Annotated in this window: 16 protein-coding genes; 8 read left to right on the top strand and 8 right to left on the bottom strand. The window is 69.5% G+C overall.

What is annotated here, in order from left to right; all coding sequences use genetic code 11:
• Positions 1–43 precede the first annotated feature (43 nt).
• Positions 44–1,219, top strand: a complete 1,176-nt coding sequence (locus OO71_RS23560; protein WP_033292049.1) for a hypothetical protein — start codon at positions 44–46, stop codon at positions 1,217–1,219.
• A complete protein-coding gene (locus OO71_RS23555; protein WP_033292048.1) occupies positions 1,212–4,880 on the top strand; it encodes an FkbM family methyltransferase in 3,669 nt (1,222 codons plus the stop codon). Before OO71_RS23560 ends, OO71_RS23555 begins: the two co-directional genes overlap by 8 nt.
• A 6-nt stretch (positions 4,881–4,886) precedes the next feature.
• Here OO71_RS23555 and OO71_RS23550 read toward each other — a convergent pair whose 3' ends face one another.
• Positions 4,887–6,071 (bottom strand): glycosyltransferase family 39 protein, encoded by a 1,185-nt coding sequence (locus OO71_RS23550; protein ID WP_156096504.1) that lies wholly within the window; start codon positions 6,069–6,071, stop codon positions 4,887–4,889.
• Positions 6,072–6,222: 151 nt separating this feature from the next.
• Between OO71_RS23550 and OO71_RS23545 the strand changes: the two genes are divergently transcribed.
• On the top strand, positions 6,223–7,743 hold the full coding sequence (locus OO71_RS23545) for an acyltransferase family protein (RefSeq protein WP_033292047.1): 1,521 nt from the start codon (positions 6,223–6,225) through the stop codon (positions 7,741–7,743).
• Between the two features lie 75 nt (positions 7,744–7,818).
• On the opposite strand, the gene OO71_RS23540 is transcribed toward OO71_RS23545, so the two are convergent.
• The 3 genes from OO71_RS23540 to OO71_RS23530 form a co-directional block, all read right to left on the bottom strand.
• Positions 7,819–8,487, bottom strand: a complete 669-nt coding sequence (locus OO71_RS23540) for a response regulator (RefSeq protein WP_033292046.1) — start codon at positions 8,485–8,487, stop codon at positions 7,819–7,821.
• Positions 8,484–9,605 (bottom strand): sensor histidine kinase, encoded by a 1,122-nt coding sequence (locus OO71_RS23535; protein WP_156096503.1) that lies wholly within the window; start codon positions 9,603–9,605, stop codon positions 8,484–8,486. Before OO71_RS23535 ends, OO71_RS23540 begins: the two co-directional genes overlap by 4 nt.
• Before the next feature lie 64 nt (positions 9,606–9,669).
• Entirely contained in the window at positions 9,670–10,518 is an 849-nt protein-coding gene (locus OO71_RS23530) for a helix-turn-helix transcriptional regulator (RefSeq protein WP_033292045.1), read from the bottom strand.
• A gap of 103 nt (positions 10,519–10,621) precedes the next feature.
• Between OO71_RS23530 and OO71_RS23525 the strand changes: the two genes are divergently transcribed.
• Genes OO71_RS23525 through OO71_RS23510 form a run of 4 tightly spaced genes read left to right on the top strand, consistent with a single transcriptional unit; the run spans position 10,622 to position 13,960 of the window.
• Positions 10,622–12,064 carry an MFS transporter gene (locus OO71_RS23525; RefSeq protein ID WP_033292044.1) on the top strand — a complete coding sequence of 481 codons (1,443 nt, stop codon included), beginning with the start codon at positions 10,622–10,624 and terminating at the stop codon, positions 12,062–12,064.
• Positions 12,065–12,110: 46 nt separating this feature from the next.
• A complete protein-coding gene (locus tag OO71_RS23520) occupies positions 12,111–12,629 on the top strand; it encodes an RNA polymerase sigma factor (RefSeq protein ID WP_033292043.1) in 519 nt (172 codons plus the stop codon).
• A complete protein-coding gene (locus OO71_RS23515; RefSeq protein ID WP_033292042.1) occupies positions 12,622–13,512 on the top strand; it encodes a VOC family protein in 891 nt (296 codons plus the stop codon). The genes OO71_RS23520 and OO71_RS23515 overlap by 8 nt, the downstream gene beginning before the upstream one ends.
• Positions 13,513–13,564: 52 nt before the next feature.
• A complete protein-coding gene (locus OO71_RS23510; protein WP_033292041.1) occupies positions 13,565–13,960 on the top strand; it encodes a hypothetical protein in 396 nt (131 codons plus the stop codon).
• Positions 13,961–14,115: 155 nt separating this feature from the next.
• Here OO71_RS23510 and OO71_RS23505 read toward each other — a convergent pair whose 3' ends face one another.
• Positions 14,116–14,526 (bottom strand): VOC family protein, encoded by a 411-nt coding sequence (locus tag OO71_RS23505; protein WP_033292040.1) that lies wholly within the window; start codon positions 14,524–14,526, stop codon positions 14,116–14,118.
• A gap of 210 nt (positions 14,527–14,736) precedes the next feature.
• A complete protein-coding gene (locus tag OO71_RS23500; protein WP_084145221.1) occupies positions 14,737–16,044 on the bottom strand; it encodes a UDP-glucose dehydrogenase family protein in 1,308 nt (435 codons plus the stop codon).
• 171 nt (positions 16,045–16,215) lie between these two features.
• Here OO71_RS23500 and OO71_RS23495 point away from each other — a divergent pair, with 171 nt between their 5' ends.
• Positions 16,216–16,974: an SDR family NAD(P)-dependent oxidoreductase gene (locus tag OO71_RS23495; protein WP_033292039.1), complete on the top strand. Its 759-nt coding sequence runs from the start codon at positions 16,216–16,218 to the stop codon at positions 16,972–16,974.
• Between the two features lie 48 nt (positions 16,975–17,022).
• Here the strand turns inward: OO71_RS23495 and OO71_RS23490 are convergent, their stop codons facing one another.
• On the bottom strand, positions 17,023–17,703 hold the full coding sequence (locus OO71_RS23490) for a class I SAM-dependent methyltransferase (RefSeq protein ID WP_033292038.1): 681 nt from the start codon (positions 17,701–17,703) through the stop codon (positions 17,023–17,025).
• A gap of 156 nt (positions 17,704–17,859) precedes the next feature.
• Complete coding sequence (locus OO71_RS23485; protein ID WP_033292037.1) at positions 17,860–18,498, bottom strand: PadR family transcriptional regulator; 639 nt, start codon at positions 18,496–18,498, stop codon at positions 17,860–17,862.
• Between the last annotated feature and the right edge of the window lie 504 nt (positions 18,499–19,002).

The raw sequence follows: 19,002 nt of genomic DNA, 5'->3' as shown, positions 1-19,002 counted from the left end.
GACGCATCGACCGTCGCCATGCCGACAGATAAGGGGGACCCTCGTGTCCTGGCAGGAGGAGCTGCGCCGGCTGGACGAGGAGCTCGCGTCAGGGCGCCTGTCCGCGGACGACTACCGCATCCGGCGTGATCAGGTGCTGTCCTCGGCCGTCGGCCAGCAGGACCAGCCCGCCCAGCCTCAGCAGGCCTCGAGTGCGGACTCCACCCAGATCATCGCCCCGGTCAGCCCGCCCGGAGGGGTCCCGCAGCAGCAGCCCGAAACCCCCCAGCAGCAACCCCAGGACCCCGGCGCCGAGCGCACCCAGGTCGTGCCGGCCTGGCAGACCCAGCAGCCGCAGGACCCGGCGCGCACCGAGTACGTGCAGCCGCAGCAGGGGCAGCAGCAGGCGCACTACTCCCCGCCCGGCGGGTTCCCGCAGTCCGCGCCCGCGTCGCCGGCCGGTGGCTTCCCGCAGCAGCAGCCGTGGAATGCCGCGGAAAGCGACCAGACCCCGCCGTGGGGTGGAGGTGACCTGCCCCCGCTCGGGCCGTCCGGGGGCGACTCCGAATGGGTCCGCCAGGGTCCCGAGTACTTCAGCGACAAGCCCAAGAAATCAGGCGGCAAGAAGGTCGGCGCGATCGTCGGTGCCGTCGTCGTGCTCGCCGCAGTCGCGTTCGGTGCGTACTGGCTGTGGGGCCGCGACAGCGGAGGCGGCCCCACCCAGCAGACCACCGCGCAGCCGCCGCAGTCGTCGCAGGCACCGAAGCCGCCGGACCCGCTGGGCGTCGCGAGCATGCCGGGCAAGGCCGAGATCCACGACAACGTCACGTCGTTCTCGCAGGTCGACTCCATCAAGTACCTCAACCCGCAGGAGCTGACCGCGTACCAGACCGCGGGCGCGGCCAAGGTCAAGTTCGTGGTCTACCACCTCGACAACGGCGACCGGATCACGCTCTTCCTCGCCCAGGTCGGCAGCCCGGCAGCGGCGAAGACGGCGGCCGAGAAGCTGATGGACGTCCAGGTCACCAACGGCGCCAAGCGCGACACCACGGCCCCGGACGGCGTGTTCGCCACCACGATCGACCCGAAGGACGGTCAGTCGGCCCTGGTCCGCGGGCACTACGCGCACGGCAACGTGGTCGTCCGCATCGAGGTGTCCGGCACCGCCGCCGCGCAGACGAAGACCGACTTCACCTCGGCGCTGAACCAGCAGCTCACGGTCCTGCCTGCCGATGCCTGAGACCACTGCCTGCACGATCGTCGCCCGCAACTACCTGCCCGCGGCGCGCGTGCTGGCCCGGTCCTACCTGGAGCAGCACCCCGGCGGCCGCTTCGTCATCGCGGTGATCGACGCGCCGCGGGACGAGGCGACCCAGCCTGACCAGGGGCTGACCGTCGTCGGCCCGGCCGCGTTCGGCATCACCGAGGACGACTACCTGCGGATGGCCACGGCGTACTCGGTCACCGAGCTCGCCACGTCGGTCAAGCCGTACCTGCTGCGGGAGCTGATGAAGGAGTCCGCGGCCGCGATCTACCTCGACCCGGACATCGAGCTGTTCGCGCCGATCCCCGAGGTCGCCGACCTCGCCAAGGAGCACGACATCGTGCTCACGCCGCATTTCCTCACCCCGTTGCCGCAGGACGGCATGGAGCCGGACGACGCGGTGATCATGGGTACCGGCATGTTCAACCTCGGCTTCATCGGTGTCGGCCACGGCGCCGGGCCGTTCCTGGACTTCTGGGCCGGGCGGCTGCGGCACGACGCGATCGTCGCGCCCGAGCAGCAGCTCTTCACCGACCAGCGCTGGGTCGACCAGGTGCCGTCGCTGTTCCGCCATCACGTGGTCACCGACCCGGGGTACGACGTCGCGTACTGGAATCTCCACGAGCGCCCGATCGGCCGCAACGCCGACAACGAGCTCACCGCGGGCGGCGCGAAGCTGCGGTTCTTCCACTTCAGCGGTTACCGGCCGGAGAAGCCGTGGCTGCTCAGCTTCCACTGCGCGCGCAAACCGCGTGTGCTGCTGTCGCACAACGAAGACCTACGCGCGATCTGTGACTCGTACGGCGCGAAGCTGCGCGAGGCGGGGTACGCCGAATCGCTCGACTCGATCCCGTACGGCTTCAAGGACTTCCGCGACGGCACTCCGGTGCCGAAGCTCGCCCGGCGCGTGTTCCGCGAGGGCTGGATCAAGGCCGAGCGCAAGGACAAACCCGCGCCACCGCACGCGTACGCCGAGGACGGCGGGCTCGCGTTGCGCGAATGGCTTGCCACACCGGAAGATCAGGGTCAGGCCGCGGCCGGGCTCAACCGCTTGACGCACGCGATCTGGGCGTCGCGGATCGACCTGCAGATGGCGTTCCCGCACCCGTACGGCGACGACGCCGACAGTTTCCGGCACTGGTGCACCGGATCCGGCGTAGCCGAGGCCGGGCTGCCGGAGTGGGCGCTGCCCGGTGAACCCGTGGCCACCCGTCCGCCGCACGACGAGTTCGGCGTCAACCTCCTCGGTTACCTCACCGCCGAGCTGGGCCTCGGCGAGATGGGCCGGATCGTGCTGGAGGCCATCGAAACCGGTGGCGTGCCGGTGGCTTCGGTGCTGGAGGAGAAGGCAGTCTCGAACCGCACCGGCATCGAACGGCCGGCGACGGTGGGCGACCCGCGGTTCCCGGTGAGCATCTTCGCCGTGAACGCCGACCAGACGCGCGTGATCCTCACCAACCACCCCGAGGTCGGCGCCGGGCGCTACCGGATCGGGCTGTGGGCGTGGGAACTCGAGGATTTCCCGCAGTGGCAACACGAAGCGTTCGGCATGCTCGACGAGGTCTGGACAGTCAGCGACTTCTGCCGTCGCGCGTTCGCCGCGCACTCGCCGATTCCGGTCAAGACGATTCCGGTGCCGGTACGCGATCCGGGCGAGCCGTCGCCACCCGCACGCGAGCAAGGTGAGCCCGTACGGTTCCTGTTCGCCTTCGACTTCAACAGCGTCGCCGAGCGCAAAAACCCTTGGGGCGCAGTCGAAGCGTTCCAACGCGCGTTTCCCGGACGTGATGACGTCCGGCTCACCGTCAAGGCCATCAACGCGAAGCTGCACCCGCAAGCAGCCGAGCGGCTACGAGCTGTCGTGCGCGGCGACGACCGGGTCGAGCTGATCGAGCGGTACCTCAGCGTTGCCGAGCTGCACGAGCTGTACGAGCGCAGCACCGGTTACGTTTCCCTGCACCGCAGCGAGGGATTCGGGCTCACCGTCGCCGAGGCGATGACGCGCGCGATGCCGGTGATCTCCACCGATTACTCCAGCACCACCGAATTCCTCGACGAAACCACGGGTTGGCCGATCCCGTACCGGCTGGTGCCTGTCGGCGAGGGCAACTACCCGTACCACGCCGACGCGGTCTGGGCGGAGCCCGATCTGGACGCCGCCGCGGCCGCGATGCGGCAGATCGCCGACAATCCGGCCGAGGTCGCGAAGCGCGGACGGCGAGCGCGGGCGTACATCCTGCGCGAGCGGTCGATGGCCGCCGCAGCCGAGTGGATGCACCGCGAACTCGAGCAAGCGCACCAGACCTGGCAAGAACGGCAGCGCACCGCGGCACCGGAACCCGAACACCCGATCACCCCGCTGCAGGAAGTGACGGAGGCGCTGCGCTGGCGTCCGGAAGCGGGCGCGCCGTCGCGGCTGCCGCTCGCGCCCGCGTTGCGCAAGGCCGTGCTGCGCGCGATCGACCACTACGACGTGCACCAGCGCAAGGTCATGGGCGCGCTGCTCGCAGCCACCGAGGAAAGCAATCAGCGGCTGCTGACCCGGATCGAAGGCTTGGAGCGCAGCCTCGACGAGTCGCGCCGCAACGCGTTGTCCACGCGCAGCCTGGGCGAACGGCTCGAAGCCCTGCGCGGCACGGTCGACGAGCTGCGCCGCGGCGCGCCGGACACCGACCTGGCGCTCCGCAACCTCGAGGCTGACGTGGCGAAGCTGGCCGAGGGCTACGGCGGCGTCGGCTCCGAGCTCGAAGCGACCACGGCCAGTGTGCACAAGATGTTCTCGCACCGCGACGAACGTCTCGACGCCGACGAGAAGGCCATCCAGCGGGTGACCCTCGACGTCGGCGCGATGCGCGATGCCGCCCGGTTGCAGCACGCTCCGGTCCCGCGCGGGGCCGACGTGGTGCCGTGCGACGTCGGCGCGCTGCTCATGCCGGTGGACGAGGTCATGCTGCCGTGGATCGTCTTCCATCGATCCTGGGAAGACAGCGAGGCGCAGCTGATGGCGTCGCTCGCGGCGGGCGCATTCCTCGACATCGGCGCGCACGTCGGGTACCACACGCTGCGGCTGCTGCGAGCCACGCCGGAGGTCACGCGGGTGATCGCGGTGGAGGCGGACCCGGTCAACGCGGCGTACCTGCGCCGCAACGTCGAGGTCAACCTTCCGGCTGCGGCGGCGGAGCTGGTCACGGTCGTCGAATCGGCGGCGTGGGACGAGCCCGGCGTCGTACACCTCACGCAGGCAACGCCTGGCAACAGCGGCGACAACCGGGTCACGGCGGACGGACCCGGGGTCGAGGTACCCGCGGTTCGGCTGGACTCCCTGCCCGAGGTGACCGCGCAGCGGATCGGCCTGGTGAAGGTCGACCTGCAGGGCCGCGATCACCGGGCGCTAGCCGGGCTCACCGAGGTGCTGCGCCGCGATCGGCCGCACGTCGTGTGCGAATTCGACCCGGGCGCAATCGCCGAGCTGGGCGACGACCCGGCCGCGGTGCTCGCCGGGTACCGCGAACTCGGTTACACGCCGAAGATCGTCACCGACGACGGTCCGGCAGACGAGATCCTCGACGACGCGGCAGTGATCGCGAAGGCGACGGCGGACGAGAAGGAGTTCGTCACGCTCTGGCTGGCGCCCTGAGACTCATCACGGCGCCACCTGCCCGGTGGTCAGCATGAACGCGCCATACCAGCCGCTACCCAAGGCAATCGCCGGAAGCAGCACGGCCAGCGCACGGTTCGGCAATTTCGCCAGCAGCAGCGCCACCGGCACGGTGAGCACGAAAGCCGGGAGCAGGAACCGCGCGCGAGACTGGAAGTAGTTGGACGAGCACAGCGCGATCACCACGGTGAGCGTGCCGTAGATCTGCCACGGCAGCGGCAGCCGCGTGACCCACGTCCAGATTTGCAGTACCAGCGCGGAAATCACCACGAGCGCGGTCAGCGTGAGCCAGCTGGCTTGGCCCTCGGTAAGGCCTTCGCGGACCTTGGTCCAGGTGAAGACGCCGAAGTCGAAATGCATCTGCCACGCGTTCTGCAGCCAGAACCAGCCATCCGGACGACCGGTGCGAATCCAGACGAAACCGAGGTGGCTCAAGAGACCCAGCGGCGCCAGCAATGCGCCGACCCACGGCCGCCATCCGTCGAGCCGGTGGAAAATCGCCACCAGCGCGGCAATTCCGACTGCCGCGATCAGCGCACCGGCGCTCGCCCGCGTGAGGCCGGCCAGCCCGGCGAGCGCTCCCGCGAGCAGCCATTGCCGACGGGACACCGCGACGAGCGTCCACGCCACCAACGCCATCAGCACCGCTTCGGAGTACGCCAGATGCAGCGCCGTCGCGCCCGGACCGATCGACCACAGGACGGCGACCAGCAGCCCGACGCGCGGTCCGGCGAAGTCGCGGCCCAGCACGTACAGCCCCCACGCCGCCGCACATCCGGCCAGCAGCGACACCACCAGCCCGGCCGCCAGAGCCGGGATTCCGACGACGGTGAGCAACGCCACCAGCGCCGGGTACAGCGGGAAGAACACGAGGCTGTTCTGGCCGGGGATCCCGTCGGCACCGACGGTGACCTGCTGGTGGTACCCGTTCTGCGCGACCGACAGGAACCAGTTCGCGTCGAAGTTGTCGACGAACTGGCCCGGCGACACGTCGGCCGTCCAGCTCATCAGCCACAGCACGCCGAACGCGAGGACTTGGCACAGCAGGTACAGCCCGATCGCCGGCCGCGCTTGCCGGAAGGCCGCGCGCAGCGGCGCCGATCTCCCGACGATCCCGTCGAGGGTGGACTCCTGCACGCTTTCCGGACTCCTGAGCTGCTCGCGGGACACCAGGCGAATTCTTCGGCGATCGTACCCGGGACCTGCGCAATCCGAGGCCGCCGAGAATCTTGTGACCTATCCCCCGGATGCCGTCAATTCCGGGGAGCAAGTCCTTCCCGGGCCCGCGAGGCGCTACCCTGCACGGGGTTGTCGGGGCGGAATGACGGGGGTGATCGCGCTGGCCGAGCAGCCGTCTGCCGCCTCGGCCGGGCAGGCTCCCGCACCGGAGAAGAAAACCCGGATCGTCTTCATCGACATCGGGCGTGGCCTCGGCGCGCTGCTGGTGTTCTACAGCCACATCGCCCATCCGTGGGTGATCGCGAAGCACGACAGCGCACCGTACGTCGATTTCCTCGAGGCGCTCAGCAGCAAGCCGATGCACATGGCGACCCAGGGCATCGGGCAGATCGCGGTGCCGTTCTTCTTCCTGGTGAGCGGCTTCGTGGTCACGCCGATCGCGCTGCGCCAGGGCACCGGGCGGTTCGCGCTGAACCGGTTCATCAGGGTGTACGCGCCGATGCTCTTCGTGGTGCTGCTCACCGTGGTGCTGCTGCTGGTCAACCTGCATCCGCCGTCCACCGGGCAGTCGCAGGAGCTGAACCCGCTCACCGTGCTCACCAACACCACCCTGGTGAACTACCTGGTCTACCCGCAGGTGGTGCTGGTGCCGGTGGCCTGGACGATGATCGTCGAGGTCATCTTCTACGTGCTGCTGATGGCGGTCACGCCGCTGCTGCGCCGGTGGGTGTGGCTCGCGGTCGCGGTGGAGCTCGTGTTCATCTTCGTGGTGCTGATGAGCCGGTCCCAGTTCGGGCCGTCGTGGTCGCTGTTCGCGGTAAACGTGTCGTACCTGCCGGTGATGATGATCGGGCAGATCATCTGGGCGACCACCTCGAAGAAGATCCCGCTCTGGCTCGGCGCGCTGTACGGCGCGTGCGCGTGGTCGCTGTACGTGCTGGCGGACGTCGTCAACGTGGGCCGCGTCGACACGTCGTACAACCTCGCGATGGCGTTCGCGGTCGTGTGCTTCCTGATGGGGATGTTCGCCGAGGACCGGCTGAAGCAGCGCAAGATCTGGACGCGGCTGTCCGAGCGCAGCTACTCGATCTACCTGCTGCACATGCTCGTCACGTTCGTGCTGCTGCAGCTGCTGCGCCCGGCGGTGCCGCTGCCGATCGCGCTGATCATCGTGATCGTGGCGGTGTTCGGGGTGGTCGAGCTGAGTTACCGGTTCGTGGAGCGGCCGAGCCATTCGCTGGCACGGCGGCTTTCGCACAAACCGAAGCCTGCCGAGGTGGTCGAAGCGGTGGAGGAAACCACCGAGATCCCGCGGATTCCGGCCGAACCCGAACCCGCGCCCCGGCCACAGCCACATCCGCGCCCACCGGCTCCCCGACCGTCGGCCAACGGCTGGGCTCCGCGCAACGGCGTACTGCCACAGAACGGCGCTGCCCGGACCACAGTCGCCCGTCCGGCCGGGGCGCATCGGGCGCGTCCGGTGCCGGAGTCGACGGTGGACCGTACGGCGGAACCGCAGGTCCGCCGCGCCGCCCCGCCGCGGTGGCGGCCGTCAGCTCCGCCGGAGCTGCCGCACCAGCCGGACCAGGAAAACCACGCCGAGCGCAGCGACCAGGACGATCTCCCACGCCATCGGAGCTCCTTCCGCCGCACTCTTGGCTGAGTGCTGATGCTCTGCCCGTAAGGCGTCCGAAGGTGGGAGGACGTTCACCGACACGGACTAAGTCACACCTTCGGGCTAGGGACGGTGCGGAGTCACGAGCCCGGATTCGTACGCCAGCACCACGAGCTGGGCGCGGTCGCGGGCGCCGATCTTCGTCATGATGCGACTGACGTGCGTCCGCGCGGTCGCCGTGGAAATCACCAGGTGAGCGGCGATTTCGTCGTTCGACAGCCCACCCGCGACCAGCGCCAGCACCTCGCGTTCACGTTCCGTCACTTCCTGCACGGCGGACGTGTCGATCCGCCGGTGCTCAGGCCGTCCGACGAATTCCGAGATCAGCCGGCGCGTGACGGTCGGCGCGAGCAGCGCTTCCCCGGCCGCGACGACCCGCAGCGCACGCAGCAGCTCGACCGGCTCGGTGTCCTTCAGCAGGAACCCGCTGGCCCCGGCGCGCAGCGCCTCGTAGACGTACTCATCGACGTCAAACGTGGTCAGGACCAGCACTTTTACGCCGCCGAGGTCCGGATGCGAGGTGATCCGGCGGGTTGCTTCGAGCCCGTCGGTGCCGGGCATCCGGACGTCCATCACCACAATGTCCGGCCGGTGCTCGATCGCCTGCGCGACGGCCTGCTCGCCGTCGCCTGCCTCACCGGCGACCTCGAAACCGTCCTCGGTGTCCAGCAGCACCCGGAATCCGGCGCGGACCAGCGCCTGGTCATCGGCCAGTACGACGCGGATGGTCATTTCTCCCCCTCCACGGGCAGCTGCGCCCGCACCTCGAACCCTGCTTCGATCACGCCTGCCTCGACCGTGCCGCCCAGCGCCGCCGCACGTTCGCGCATGCCGCGGAGCCCGTGGCCGGGCGTCGGCTGGACGGTGCCGCGGCCGTCGTCCCGCACGGTCAGCACCAGCGTGCCGGGCTTGCGCGCGAACCGGACCTCGACGCGCTGGGCGTGATCGGCGTGCCGGACGACGTTGGTCAGCGATTCCTGCAAGATCCGGTACGCCGCACCGTCGACGGGCGCGGGCAGCTCACCGGGTTCGCCGTGCAGCTCGATCTCCAGACCCGCAGTTCGCGCGTGGTCCAGCAGCTCGTCGACCTGCTTGAGGCTCGGCGCAGGCGCGCGGTTCTCGCCGGAACGCAGCACGGCGAGGGTCGCGCGGAGGTCGTTGAGCGCCGACGCGCTGGCCGACTTGATGTTCAGCAGCGCCTCTTTTGCCTGCTCCGGCCGCCGATCCGCGACATGGGCCGCGGTGGCCGCCTGTACGTTGATCATGGCGAGGCTGTGCGCGACGACGTCGTGGACCTCGCGGGCAATGCGCAGCCGCTCCTGCTCGGCCATCCGGTGCCGGTGCTCGTCGGCCTGCTCCCGCCGGGCCGCGACCGCCGCGAACTGGAACCGGAGGGCCGTCGCAATACCGATCACCGCGGCCATCCAGACCACCGAGAACATCGCCCAGGCATTGACCGCAAACGTTTGCGCCACCACGACGTGGGTGAAATACGCGGCCACGAGCACCACCCCGCCGGTGCTTCCGGCAACCACCGGACCCTTCTGCCGGGTGAGCACGAACAACGCGACGGTCGGGACGATGATCACCGGCCCGCCGGGTTCGGACGAGAGATAATAGGCGTACGCGGAGGCCGCAGTGAGGACGAACAGCGGCAGCGGATAGCGATGGACCACCAGCAAGGTCAGCACGGTCGCGGCCAGCCAGCCGAACCCGAGCGGGCTCAGCGGGTGCGCGGCGTGCTGCCACCGCCCGGCGGCGCTGGAGGCCCCGAGCACGAAAACGAGCACCACCAAGGTCCGGAACACCCGCCCGAACCAGGGGTTCTGCGCTCGCCACCAGTAGTGCATGGAGCGAAAACTACCGGTCGGGCCGCTCGCGCGCGTCCGCCGGGAAGCGCGCAATCCGGTTACGTCAGCCGAGGTACGCCGGTCCGTGGCGGCGCAGTTTCTCCTCGGTTTCCGCGTCGGCCGGGGTGTAGGTGGACACCGAGATTTCCGAGCGGTTGCCGGCGAACAGGTACGTGAAGTCGAAGGTGAGCAGCCCGGCTTCCGGGTGCCGATAGCGCTTCGTGCGGATGCGCTCGGTGGTGACGTCGTGGCGGCTCCACAGCTCGGCGAACAGCGGTGACTCCGCCTTGAGCCGTTTGACCAGCGATTTCCACGCCGGTTCCGCCATGTGCTCGGCCATCGAGGCCCGGAACGACGCCACGACGCGCGGGATGTTGTCCTCCCAGTCCAGCATGCGTTCGCGCCAGCCGGGGTTGAGCAGGCATTGGATCATCGTGTTGCGGTCCTCGAACGGGATCGCGTCGATGTCACCCACCAGCCACGCGTAGCCACGGTTGTAGCCGAGCAGGTCGCAGCGCGCGTTGCGGATCGCGACCGGATACGGGTCCAGCTGGTTCATCATCGCCCGCATCGACGGCGTGACCACCGCGCATTCCTGTTCCCCGGCAGGCGGTTCCGGCGCACCGGCGAGGGTGAACAGGTGGACGTGCTCGTGCGGGTCGAGCCGGAGCGTGCGCGAGATGGCGCTGAGCACCTGCTCGGAGGCGTTGATGTCACGGCCCTGTTCGAGCCAGGTGTACCAGGTGACCCCGACCCCGGCGAGCTGCGCGACCTCTTCCCGGCGCAGCCCCGGCGTGCGCCGCCGTCCGCCGAGGGGCAGGCCGACCTGCTCGGGCGTGATCCGCGCGCGGCGGCTGCGCAGGAACGACCCGAGCTCGCCACGGCGGAGGCGCCCTTCGACTGCACCGGTCACAGGTACCAGGTAAACACAAGCCCGACCCTGTTACCAGGTAGTCGTACTACCAGGATAAACGCACACCTGGTACCAGTTTCGAAACGCTCGGATCGTAGTACTCATGACCTCGACCACCACCGCTTCGGCGCCGGCCACCGTCGCCGCCGGAGCACCCGCCAGAACGGCGTTCACCGCTGCCGGGCTGGTCACCGTGCTGCTGGGGGCAGCACTTCCGATCATCGACTTCTTCATCGTCAACGTCGCGCTGCCCACGATCAATGCCGACCTGCACGCCTCCACCGCAACGCTCGAACTCGTCGTCGCCGCTTACGGCATCGCGTACTCGGTACTGCTCGTGCTCGGCGGCCGTCTCGGCGACACCTTCGGGCGGCGCCGGTTGTTCCTGCTCGGCTTGACGCTGTTCACGCTCACGTCGCTGGCCTGCGGGGTCGCACCGAACGCCACCACGCTCGTGGTCGCCCGTGCGGCCCAAGGCGCAGCGTCGGCGCTGCTGCTGCCGCAAGTGCTGTCGATCATCCAGGCCGGTACGTCCGGGGAACGCCGGTCCCGCGCGCTCGGCATGTTCGGCGCGACCGGCGGGGTGGCCACGGTGGTCGGCCAGCTGCTGGGTGGCGCGCTGGTCGCCGCCGACGTGTGGGGCTGGAGCTGGCGGCCGATCTTCCTGGTGAACGTGCCGATCGGGCTCGTCGGCCTGCTGCTCGCGCGGCGGACGGTGCCGGAAAGCCGCGCCACGAACCCGCTCGGCGTCGACCGCTGGGGTACCGCGCTGCTGGCCATCTCCCTGCTGTCGCTGCTGGTTCCGCTGATGGAAGGCCGTGCGCTCGGCTGGCCGTGGTGGACGATCGCGCTGCTCGTGCTGTTCCCCTTCGCGGTGTACGCCTTCGCGCGGGTGGAGCTGCGGCTCGAACGCGCAGGTGGCACGCCATTGCTGCCACCGTCGTTGTTGAAGACCGCGAGTGTGCGACACGGGTTGACCGTCGCAGTGCCGTACTTCGGTGTCTTCGGCTCGTTCATGTTCATCTACGCCGTCACGCTGCAAGACGGCCTGCACTTCGGACCGCTCGGCGCCGGGCTTGCGCTGACGCCGATGGCCGTCGCGTACTTCACGACCTCGCTGCTCAGCAGCCGCGTGGTGACGCGGCTCGGCCGCAAAGTGGTGCCGATCGGCGGAGCGATTCTCACGGCGGGGACGGCCGTGCTCGCCGGGTCGTCGCTGCTGGCCTGGCCGGACCTGTCGATCTGGCAGCTGACTCCGGCGATGGTGCTGATGGGGATCGGCAACGGGCTCACGTCGAGCACGCTGTTCCGGGTGATCCTGTCGCGCGTGCCGACCGACCTCGCGGGTGTCGGCAGCGGGGTGCTCACCACGACGCAGCAGACGTCGCTGGCGCTCGGGGTCGCGGTGTTCGGCAGCCTGTTCGCCAGTTTGAGTGAATCCAGTGTGATGGGCTTCAAGGGGGCATTTGTGCTGGTCATCGGGATTTTGACGGTGCTCGCGCTGCTCGTGACCTGGCTTGCCCGCAAGCTGCCCGACCCCCGATAGGAAATTCACCCGACGGAAAACCGGGCTCCCGGACGACGATGGGGATGTGACGGAACCTCGGGTGCAGCCGGACCCGGCCTTCGCGCTGCTCGGCCTCTACGAGAAGGCCCTGCCGGAGGTCTATGGCTACCTGCTCGCGAGGTGCGGCGACCGCGTGCTGGCGGAGGAACTGACGTCGGAGACGTTCCTCGGCGCGGTCGCCGCTTGCCGCAAGGAGCACGCGCCGCCGGTGAGCACGCCGTGGCTGATCGGGGTGGCCCGGCACAAGCTGGCCGACCACTGGCGGCGGACCGAACGGGAGCAACGCGGGCTGCGGCTCGTGCACGACGACCCCGTCGAAGATCCCTGGGACGAGCAGCTCGACGCCCTGCGCGCACGGCAGGTACTCGAATCGCTGACCGTCGCACATCGGGCAGTGCTCACCTTGCGGTACGTCGACGGCCTTCCGGTGCGCGACGTCGCCGCGCACCTCGGCCGGACCATCCACGCGACGGAGGCGTTGCTGACGCGGGCCAAAACCGCGTTCCGCCGCAGCTACCAGGGGAAGGAGGATCGCGATGCCTGAGCCGTTCGATGCGCTTGCACTGCCCTCGACGCCGGTCGACCCCGATCCGGCCTTCGCCGGCCAGCTGCGGGACGACCTCCGCCGCCTGATCCTGAACGGAGCGGAGATGACCACCACCGAAACCACGCCCCAGCAAGCACAAGTGCGTTCGCTCGCGCCGTACCTGGTCGTGACCGACGCCCGTGCGGCACTCGATTTCTACGTCGAGGTCTTCGACGCGCGCCGCCGGGCCGAACCGATCGTGATGGACGACGGCCGGGTCGGGCACGCCGAACTGGCCATCGGCGACAGCGTGCTGATGCTGGCCGAGGAATTTCCGGAGCTGGGCAATGTCGTCGCACCGGAGGGCGGCCCGCTGATTCACGTCGAGGTCGCCGATCCCCGCCGCGCGGTACAGCGGGCGGTCGAACTGGGCGCGGAGCAGCTGCGGCCGGTCGAGGACCGTGGATACGGGCTGAGCGGCACGATCCACGATCCGTACGGGCAGCGTTGGCTGGTCGCGCAGGCCGCACCCCGCGCCACGGCTGAGGAACGCGTGTACCGGCACGGCGAAGCGGGGTATTTCACCTTCCAGGTACCCGACGACGTCCGGGCGAAGGCGTTCTACGGCGCGGTGCTCGGCTGGCAGTTCAGCCAGGGCAGCCTGCCGACGGCCTGGGGTATCGAAGGGCACGGACTGCCCGGCGGGTTGTGGGGCGGGCCGGAACGGCAGACCGGCTGGAAGCTGATGTTCGCGGTCGACGACCTCGCCGCGGCTCTCGACCGGGTACGCGAAGCCGGTGGCCGGGCGGGTGAAGTGGAGAACCAGCCGTACGGCCGTACTGCCGATTGCGCGGACGACCAGGGCATCGAATTCTGGCTGTGGCAACAACCACGCGAGTGACGTCGGCCAAAACCGCGACGGCAAACCGCCCGCCGGGGCGCACACTCGAAGGATGGCAGCGCACTGGACGCCCCTCGACGAGGCCGAGCTCACCGCAGGCTGGCAGCTGTGGCTGGAGCTCGGCTCGTGCGCCTGGCCGGGCCCGGACTGGGACGGCACGCCCGCCGAGGCGGTCCGTGGTCTGAACCGCTGCTTCACCGCGTGCGACGAGATCCTCGCGGCTTACCGGCGCGGCGGCGGCCCGGCCGATTCGGCGGTGGCGGGTTTGGTGCGCTCGATGATCCTGGCCGCCAATTGGACGTTGGAACTCTGGCGCGACGACACGAACCCGCTGGACGCCGAACGCGCCGCGTTGCTGCACGCGGACCTGGCGGCGTTTGCGGACCATGCGGAGAGCGTCCGGACTTTGCTCGCCACCGGCGGTGGATGGGCTTCGCTGCCGTTGTAACACCCCAATGTGGCATTGGTTGCATCTGACGCACCCAATGCCACATTGGTTGCGTCGCATGCACCCAATGCCACATTGGGGTCGCGCGTGCCGGCAAGCTATCCGTCCACATAGGACACTTTGGCGCGGGAACCGTTCCGGAGCCGAAGATGCTGTTACCAGCTGACCGGACGCTTCCGCTCCGGCTCGTACGGCTGCGTGATGACCTCGATCCCATTGCCACCCGGGTCGAGGAAGTACACCCCGCGGCCGCCGTGGTGGTGGTTGATCTCGCCGGGCTGCTGCCCAGCCGGGTCGGCGTGGTAGGCGACGCCGGTTTCCTTCAGCCGCGCGAAAAACGCGTCGAAATCGGTTTCCGGGATGAGGAAACAGTAGTGCTGCAGCCGACGGTCGCCGTCCGGGATCGTGGCGAAATCGAGCCGTACGCCATTGCCGGTTTCGACGGGGATGAACGGCCCCCATCCGGCGCCGACTTCCAGGCCGAGCACGCGGGCGAAGAACTCCGCGGACTCCCGGTTGTCCCGGGAAGGGATCAATACATGGTTCAGTTCGACGGAAACGGACACGAAACAATGCCTCCAACAGGCATTCCGGCACCTCCATGCCTCACCCGGCCGGTGACCGGCACGCGATGCCGCCAGAGATCATACCCCGGCCCGCTGTTTCGTCGTATTCGAAACACTCGGAACGGAGTCAACCTGCGGCGCCCGAGATCGCTTTCCAGCGCGGTCGCGAGAACCGCGAGATTCACGACGACAATGACAATGCTGGAGTACTCAGGAAATGGCGACCTGCCGACGGGCGGCGCGCGGGCGGCCGATGCCCTGCCAGGACAGGCCCGCGTCCAGGATCATGCGCGGGTCCAGCAGGTTCCGGGTGTCGACGACGTCGTCGCCCTCCATTGCGTCGGCCATTGCGAGCCAGTTCAGGTTGCGGAATTCTGCCCATTCGGTGAGCACGACCACGACATCCGCGTCCTTGGCGACCTGATATGGATCGTCGACCACCGTCATCCCGGCGATTCCACCGGACACCGCCGGGTCGTACGCGGTGATTTCCGCGCCGAGCGCGCCCAGTACCGACGACACCGCCAGCGCCGGGGAATCGCGCAGGTCGTTCGTCCCCGCCTTGAAGGCCAGGCCCAGCACGCCGATCCGGGCGCCCGCCAGGGTTCCGCCGCACGCGCCGGCGATCTTGGCGACCACGCGGTCGCGCTGGGCGATGTTCTCGTCGATGGCGGAGGTCAGCATGCGGAAGTCGTAGTCCACCGATTCGGCGACCTTGACCAGCGCGCTCGTGTCCTTGGGCAGGCACGAACCTCCCCAGCCGGGGCCGGGTTTGAGGAACGTGCGGCCGATCCGGCGGTCGTAGCCCATGCCTTCGGTGACGAGGTCGATGTCCGCGCCGAGGCGTTCGCACAGCTCGGCCATCGAGTTCACATAGGACAGTTTCAGCGCGAGAAAGCAGTTCGCCGCGTACTTGACCAGCTCGGCGCTCGCCGCGTCGGCGACCACCACGGGTGCGGCGAGGTCGCCGTACAGCTGCCCGACCCACGTCGCCGCTGCGGGCGAATCCGAGCCGACCACGATCCGGTCCGGGTTCAGGAAGTCCTGCACCGCGGTGCCTTCGCGGAGGAATTCCGGATTGGACACGACCGGTACGTCGTCACGGCCGACCATCGCGCTGATCCGTTTCGCGGTCCCCACCGGCACGGTCGATTTGGTGATCAGCGCGCAGCCGGACGGGAGCACGTCACCGATCTCGGCGGTCACCGCCTCCACGGCGCGCAGGTCGGCGGAACCGCCCGCGCCCATGGGCGTCGGCACGCAGAGGAACACGCCCTCGGCGTCGCGCACCGCGGCCCGCGCGCCGACGACGAACGACAGCCGCCTGGTCGACAAGCCCCGGGTGACCAGTTCGGCCAGCCCCGGTTCGAGGATGTCCACCCGGCCTGCCGACAGCCGCGCCACTTTCGCCTCGTCCACGTCAACGCAGGTGACCTGGTGCCCGAGGCTCGCGAGGCACGCGCCCGTGGTCAATCCGACGTACCCGGTCCCCACCACCACGATCCGAGCTGAGCTCATGCTGCCGAAGGTGACAGCCGGAGTTGACGACGGTGCTAACGGAATCGGTCGCGGCCGAATACTCCTCGCGACGACAGCGGGTGAGGTGTCACACTCCTGCGCCGGTGCGAACGGACGTTAACCTGGGCCGGAAGGTGCACCGCGGCACCAGGAGCAGGAGGAAGGCTGAAGATGCAGATCACCGACACCGCAGCGCTCGTCACGGGTGGCGCGTCCGGCCTCGGCGGGGCGACTGCCCGGGCACTGGCCGCCAAGGGCGCGCAGGTGTTCGCCCTCGACCTCGGCGCGGCGATCGAAAACGCCGAGCAGGTCGACGGCATCACGTACGTCGAGGCCGACGTCACCGACCCCGACCAGGTGCAATCCGCCGTCGACACCGCCGCCGGCTCGGGTGCTCCGCTGCGCGTAGTGGTGAACTGTGCCGGCATCGGGCCGTCCGCGCGGATCCTGTCGAAGAAAGGCCGCCACGACCTGGCGCTGTACGCGAAGGTCGTCCAGATCAACCTGGTCGGCACGTTCAACGTGCTCACCATCGCCGCCGAAGCGATCGCCAAGACCGAGCCGCTCGCCGACGACGCCCGCGGGGTCATCATCAACACGGCGTCCATCGCGGCTTACGACGGCCAGATCGGGCAGGTCGCCTACGCGTCGTCCAAGGGCGGCGTGGTCGGCCTGACCCTCCCCGCCGCGCGCGACCTCGCGTCGCAGGGCATCCGCGTGCTGACGATCGCCCCCGGCCTCGTCGACACCCCGATGCTCGCCACGGTGAGCGACGAGTTCCGCGCCGGACTGGCCGCGGGCGTGCCGTTCCCGAAGCGGCTGGCGCGCCCCGACGAGTACGCGCAGCTCGCGCTGTCCCTGATCGACCACGACTACCTCAACGGCGAGGTCGTCCGCATGGACGGCTCGCTGCGGATGGCACCGCGCTGACGCACCCGCTCGTGGGCGGCCTTGTCCGTTGCCGCCCACGAGCGACAGTCACGCCTTGCGCATCCGCACCTCGAGGCCGATGCCTTCGAGGGTGATGTCGCACGTGCGGAACGCACTTTCCGCCACCGTCGCGGCGAACTGCTCCGGCGTGTACGCGCGGCGCCGCAGGCCACCGAGCGTGCGACGCGTCGTGAAGGTACCCACCGGGCCGAGGTCCATGGCCGCGACCTCGTCGTCGAGCTGGGTGCCGGTCGCGCTCTTGTTCAGGTCCTGCACCAGCGCCGTACCGCCGGGCCGCAGGACGCGGTGCATTTCGTCGAGCGCGTCGACCGGGTCGGCGAAGTTCTTGAACGCCGCCTGGCACACCAGGAAATCGAACGAATCATCGGCGAACGGCATCGCCGCGACGTCACCCCGGCGGAAATCCACTGAGATTCCTTGCGCCCGCGCGTATTCGCTCGCCAATTCGACAAACGTCCGGCTGACGTCCAGCCCGGTCACGGTGCACCGCCCGGTACGAGCCAGCTCCACGGAAAAGTAACCCGGCCCGGGTGCGACCTCGAGGACTTTCGCCCCTTCGGGCACCTCCGCAGCCAGCATTTCGGCCGCCTCGCGATATTGCACGAGCTGCGGCGCCGTACCGCGCCCGCGTGCATATGCCCGCGCGACCGGCCCCTCCATCTCGGGCAGCAGTTTCGTCCGATGCCGTTTGACCTCGGTTTTCGCCATGTGCGTTTCTCCTTTTTCGGTTCGATTCGAACCCGGAGCTCCGCGTGCCCGTATCCTGTCCACGCAGCCTGAGGACGGGCCCGCACACGCGGCCGGTTCGACGGTTCCCGGCCCCGGTCGTTGGTGTGCCAGCACCTCCCACCGGGGCCGGTTCTTTTACTCCGGTCCCCCTTCGGCGAAGGCGGACAGGTCCTCGGGCAGCTCCCCGGTCTCCCGGAAGTGCCGCCATTCCGCGACCCCCGGCAACGCGCCGGTGGCCAGGTCGTCCCGCAGCCCACGGACCCATTCGGCCTCCGCGCGCCACATCGCCAGCTCGTATTCACTTTCGAGCAGCACCAGCCGCGGCACTTCCTTCCGCCACTTGGCGAGCGCCTCTTCCCGCTCGGCACTCAGCCGGTCGAGCTCCGCAACCCGCCGCCCGAGCTGCCGATCGACGACGTCCGGCCCGAGCGCCAGCATCACCGACAGCCCGGTGTGAAACCGCGAGGGCTCCGGGTCAGGCTCGCCGAGCAGCTCGGCAACCCAGTCCTCCATCTCGGCTTTGCCCGCACCGGTGATCCGGTAGACGGTCCGCTCCGGCCGCGCACCATCCCGCACATTCCCGACGGCCTCGATGAAGCCGTGTTTCTCGAGATTCCCGACGACCGTGTAGAACGACCCCCATTTGATCTTGAAGTCGGCTTCTTTGCCCCGCTCGCGGAGGACGGTGGCGGCTTCGTAGGGGTGCATGGGCCGCTCGAAGAGAGCCGCAAGCACGGCGAGGCCCAGCATGTTGGACACCTTCCGCCGTTTCATCGTGTGGCTCCACTCGTTGGCGAGTACTCGTGGACGAGTATATGTCGGCGGGCGGGGTTCGGCAATGCGGGTTTGGAGGGGTGTTTGGGAGGAGGTGGCGGCTGGGAGGGGGGTTTGGGAACGGTGGGACCGAAGGTGGGCCTGGGTGGCGGCGAGCGACTCAGACAGAGCAGCGCGAGGTGAGAGTGGGTGGAGCAGGGGCCGGGCAAGCGAGCCGAGCGAGGTGGGAGGGCAAGGTCGGAGGGGTGGGAGTCGGCCGGGCCGGGCGAGGCGGGAGGAGCGGTCGGGCCGGGCAAGTGGGTCGGGCGAGCAGGCCGGGCTGCGCGAGGCGGGAGGAGGGGTCGGGCCCCGCAAGCGGGCGAGCAAGCGGGCCGGACGAGGTGGGAGTTGGGGTCCGGGCCGGGCGAGGTGGGAGGGCGAGGTGGGAGTCGGCCGGGCCGGGCAAGCGAGCCCGGCCAGGCGAGCAGGCAGGGCAGGGCAGGGCAGGGCAGGGCAGGGCAGGGC

Origin of the sequence: Amycolatopsis jejuensis, assembly GCF_000717335.1 — a bacterium.
Classification (GTDB): Bacteria; Actinomycetota; Actinomycetes; order Mycobacteriales; family Pseudonocardiaceae; genus Amycolatopsis; species Amycolatopsis jejuensis.
The sequence above is the reverse complement of the archived record's forward strand: the minus strand, read 5'-3'. Positions and strand labels throughout refer to the sequence as shown.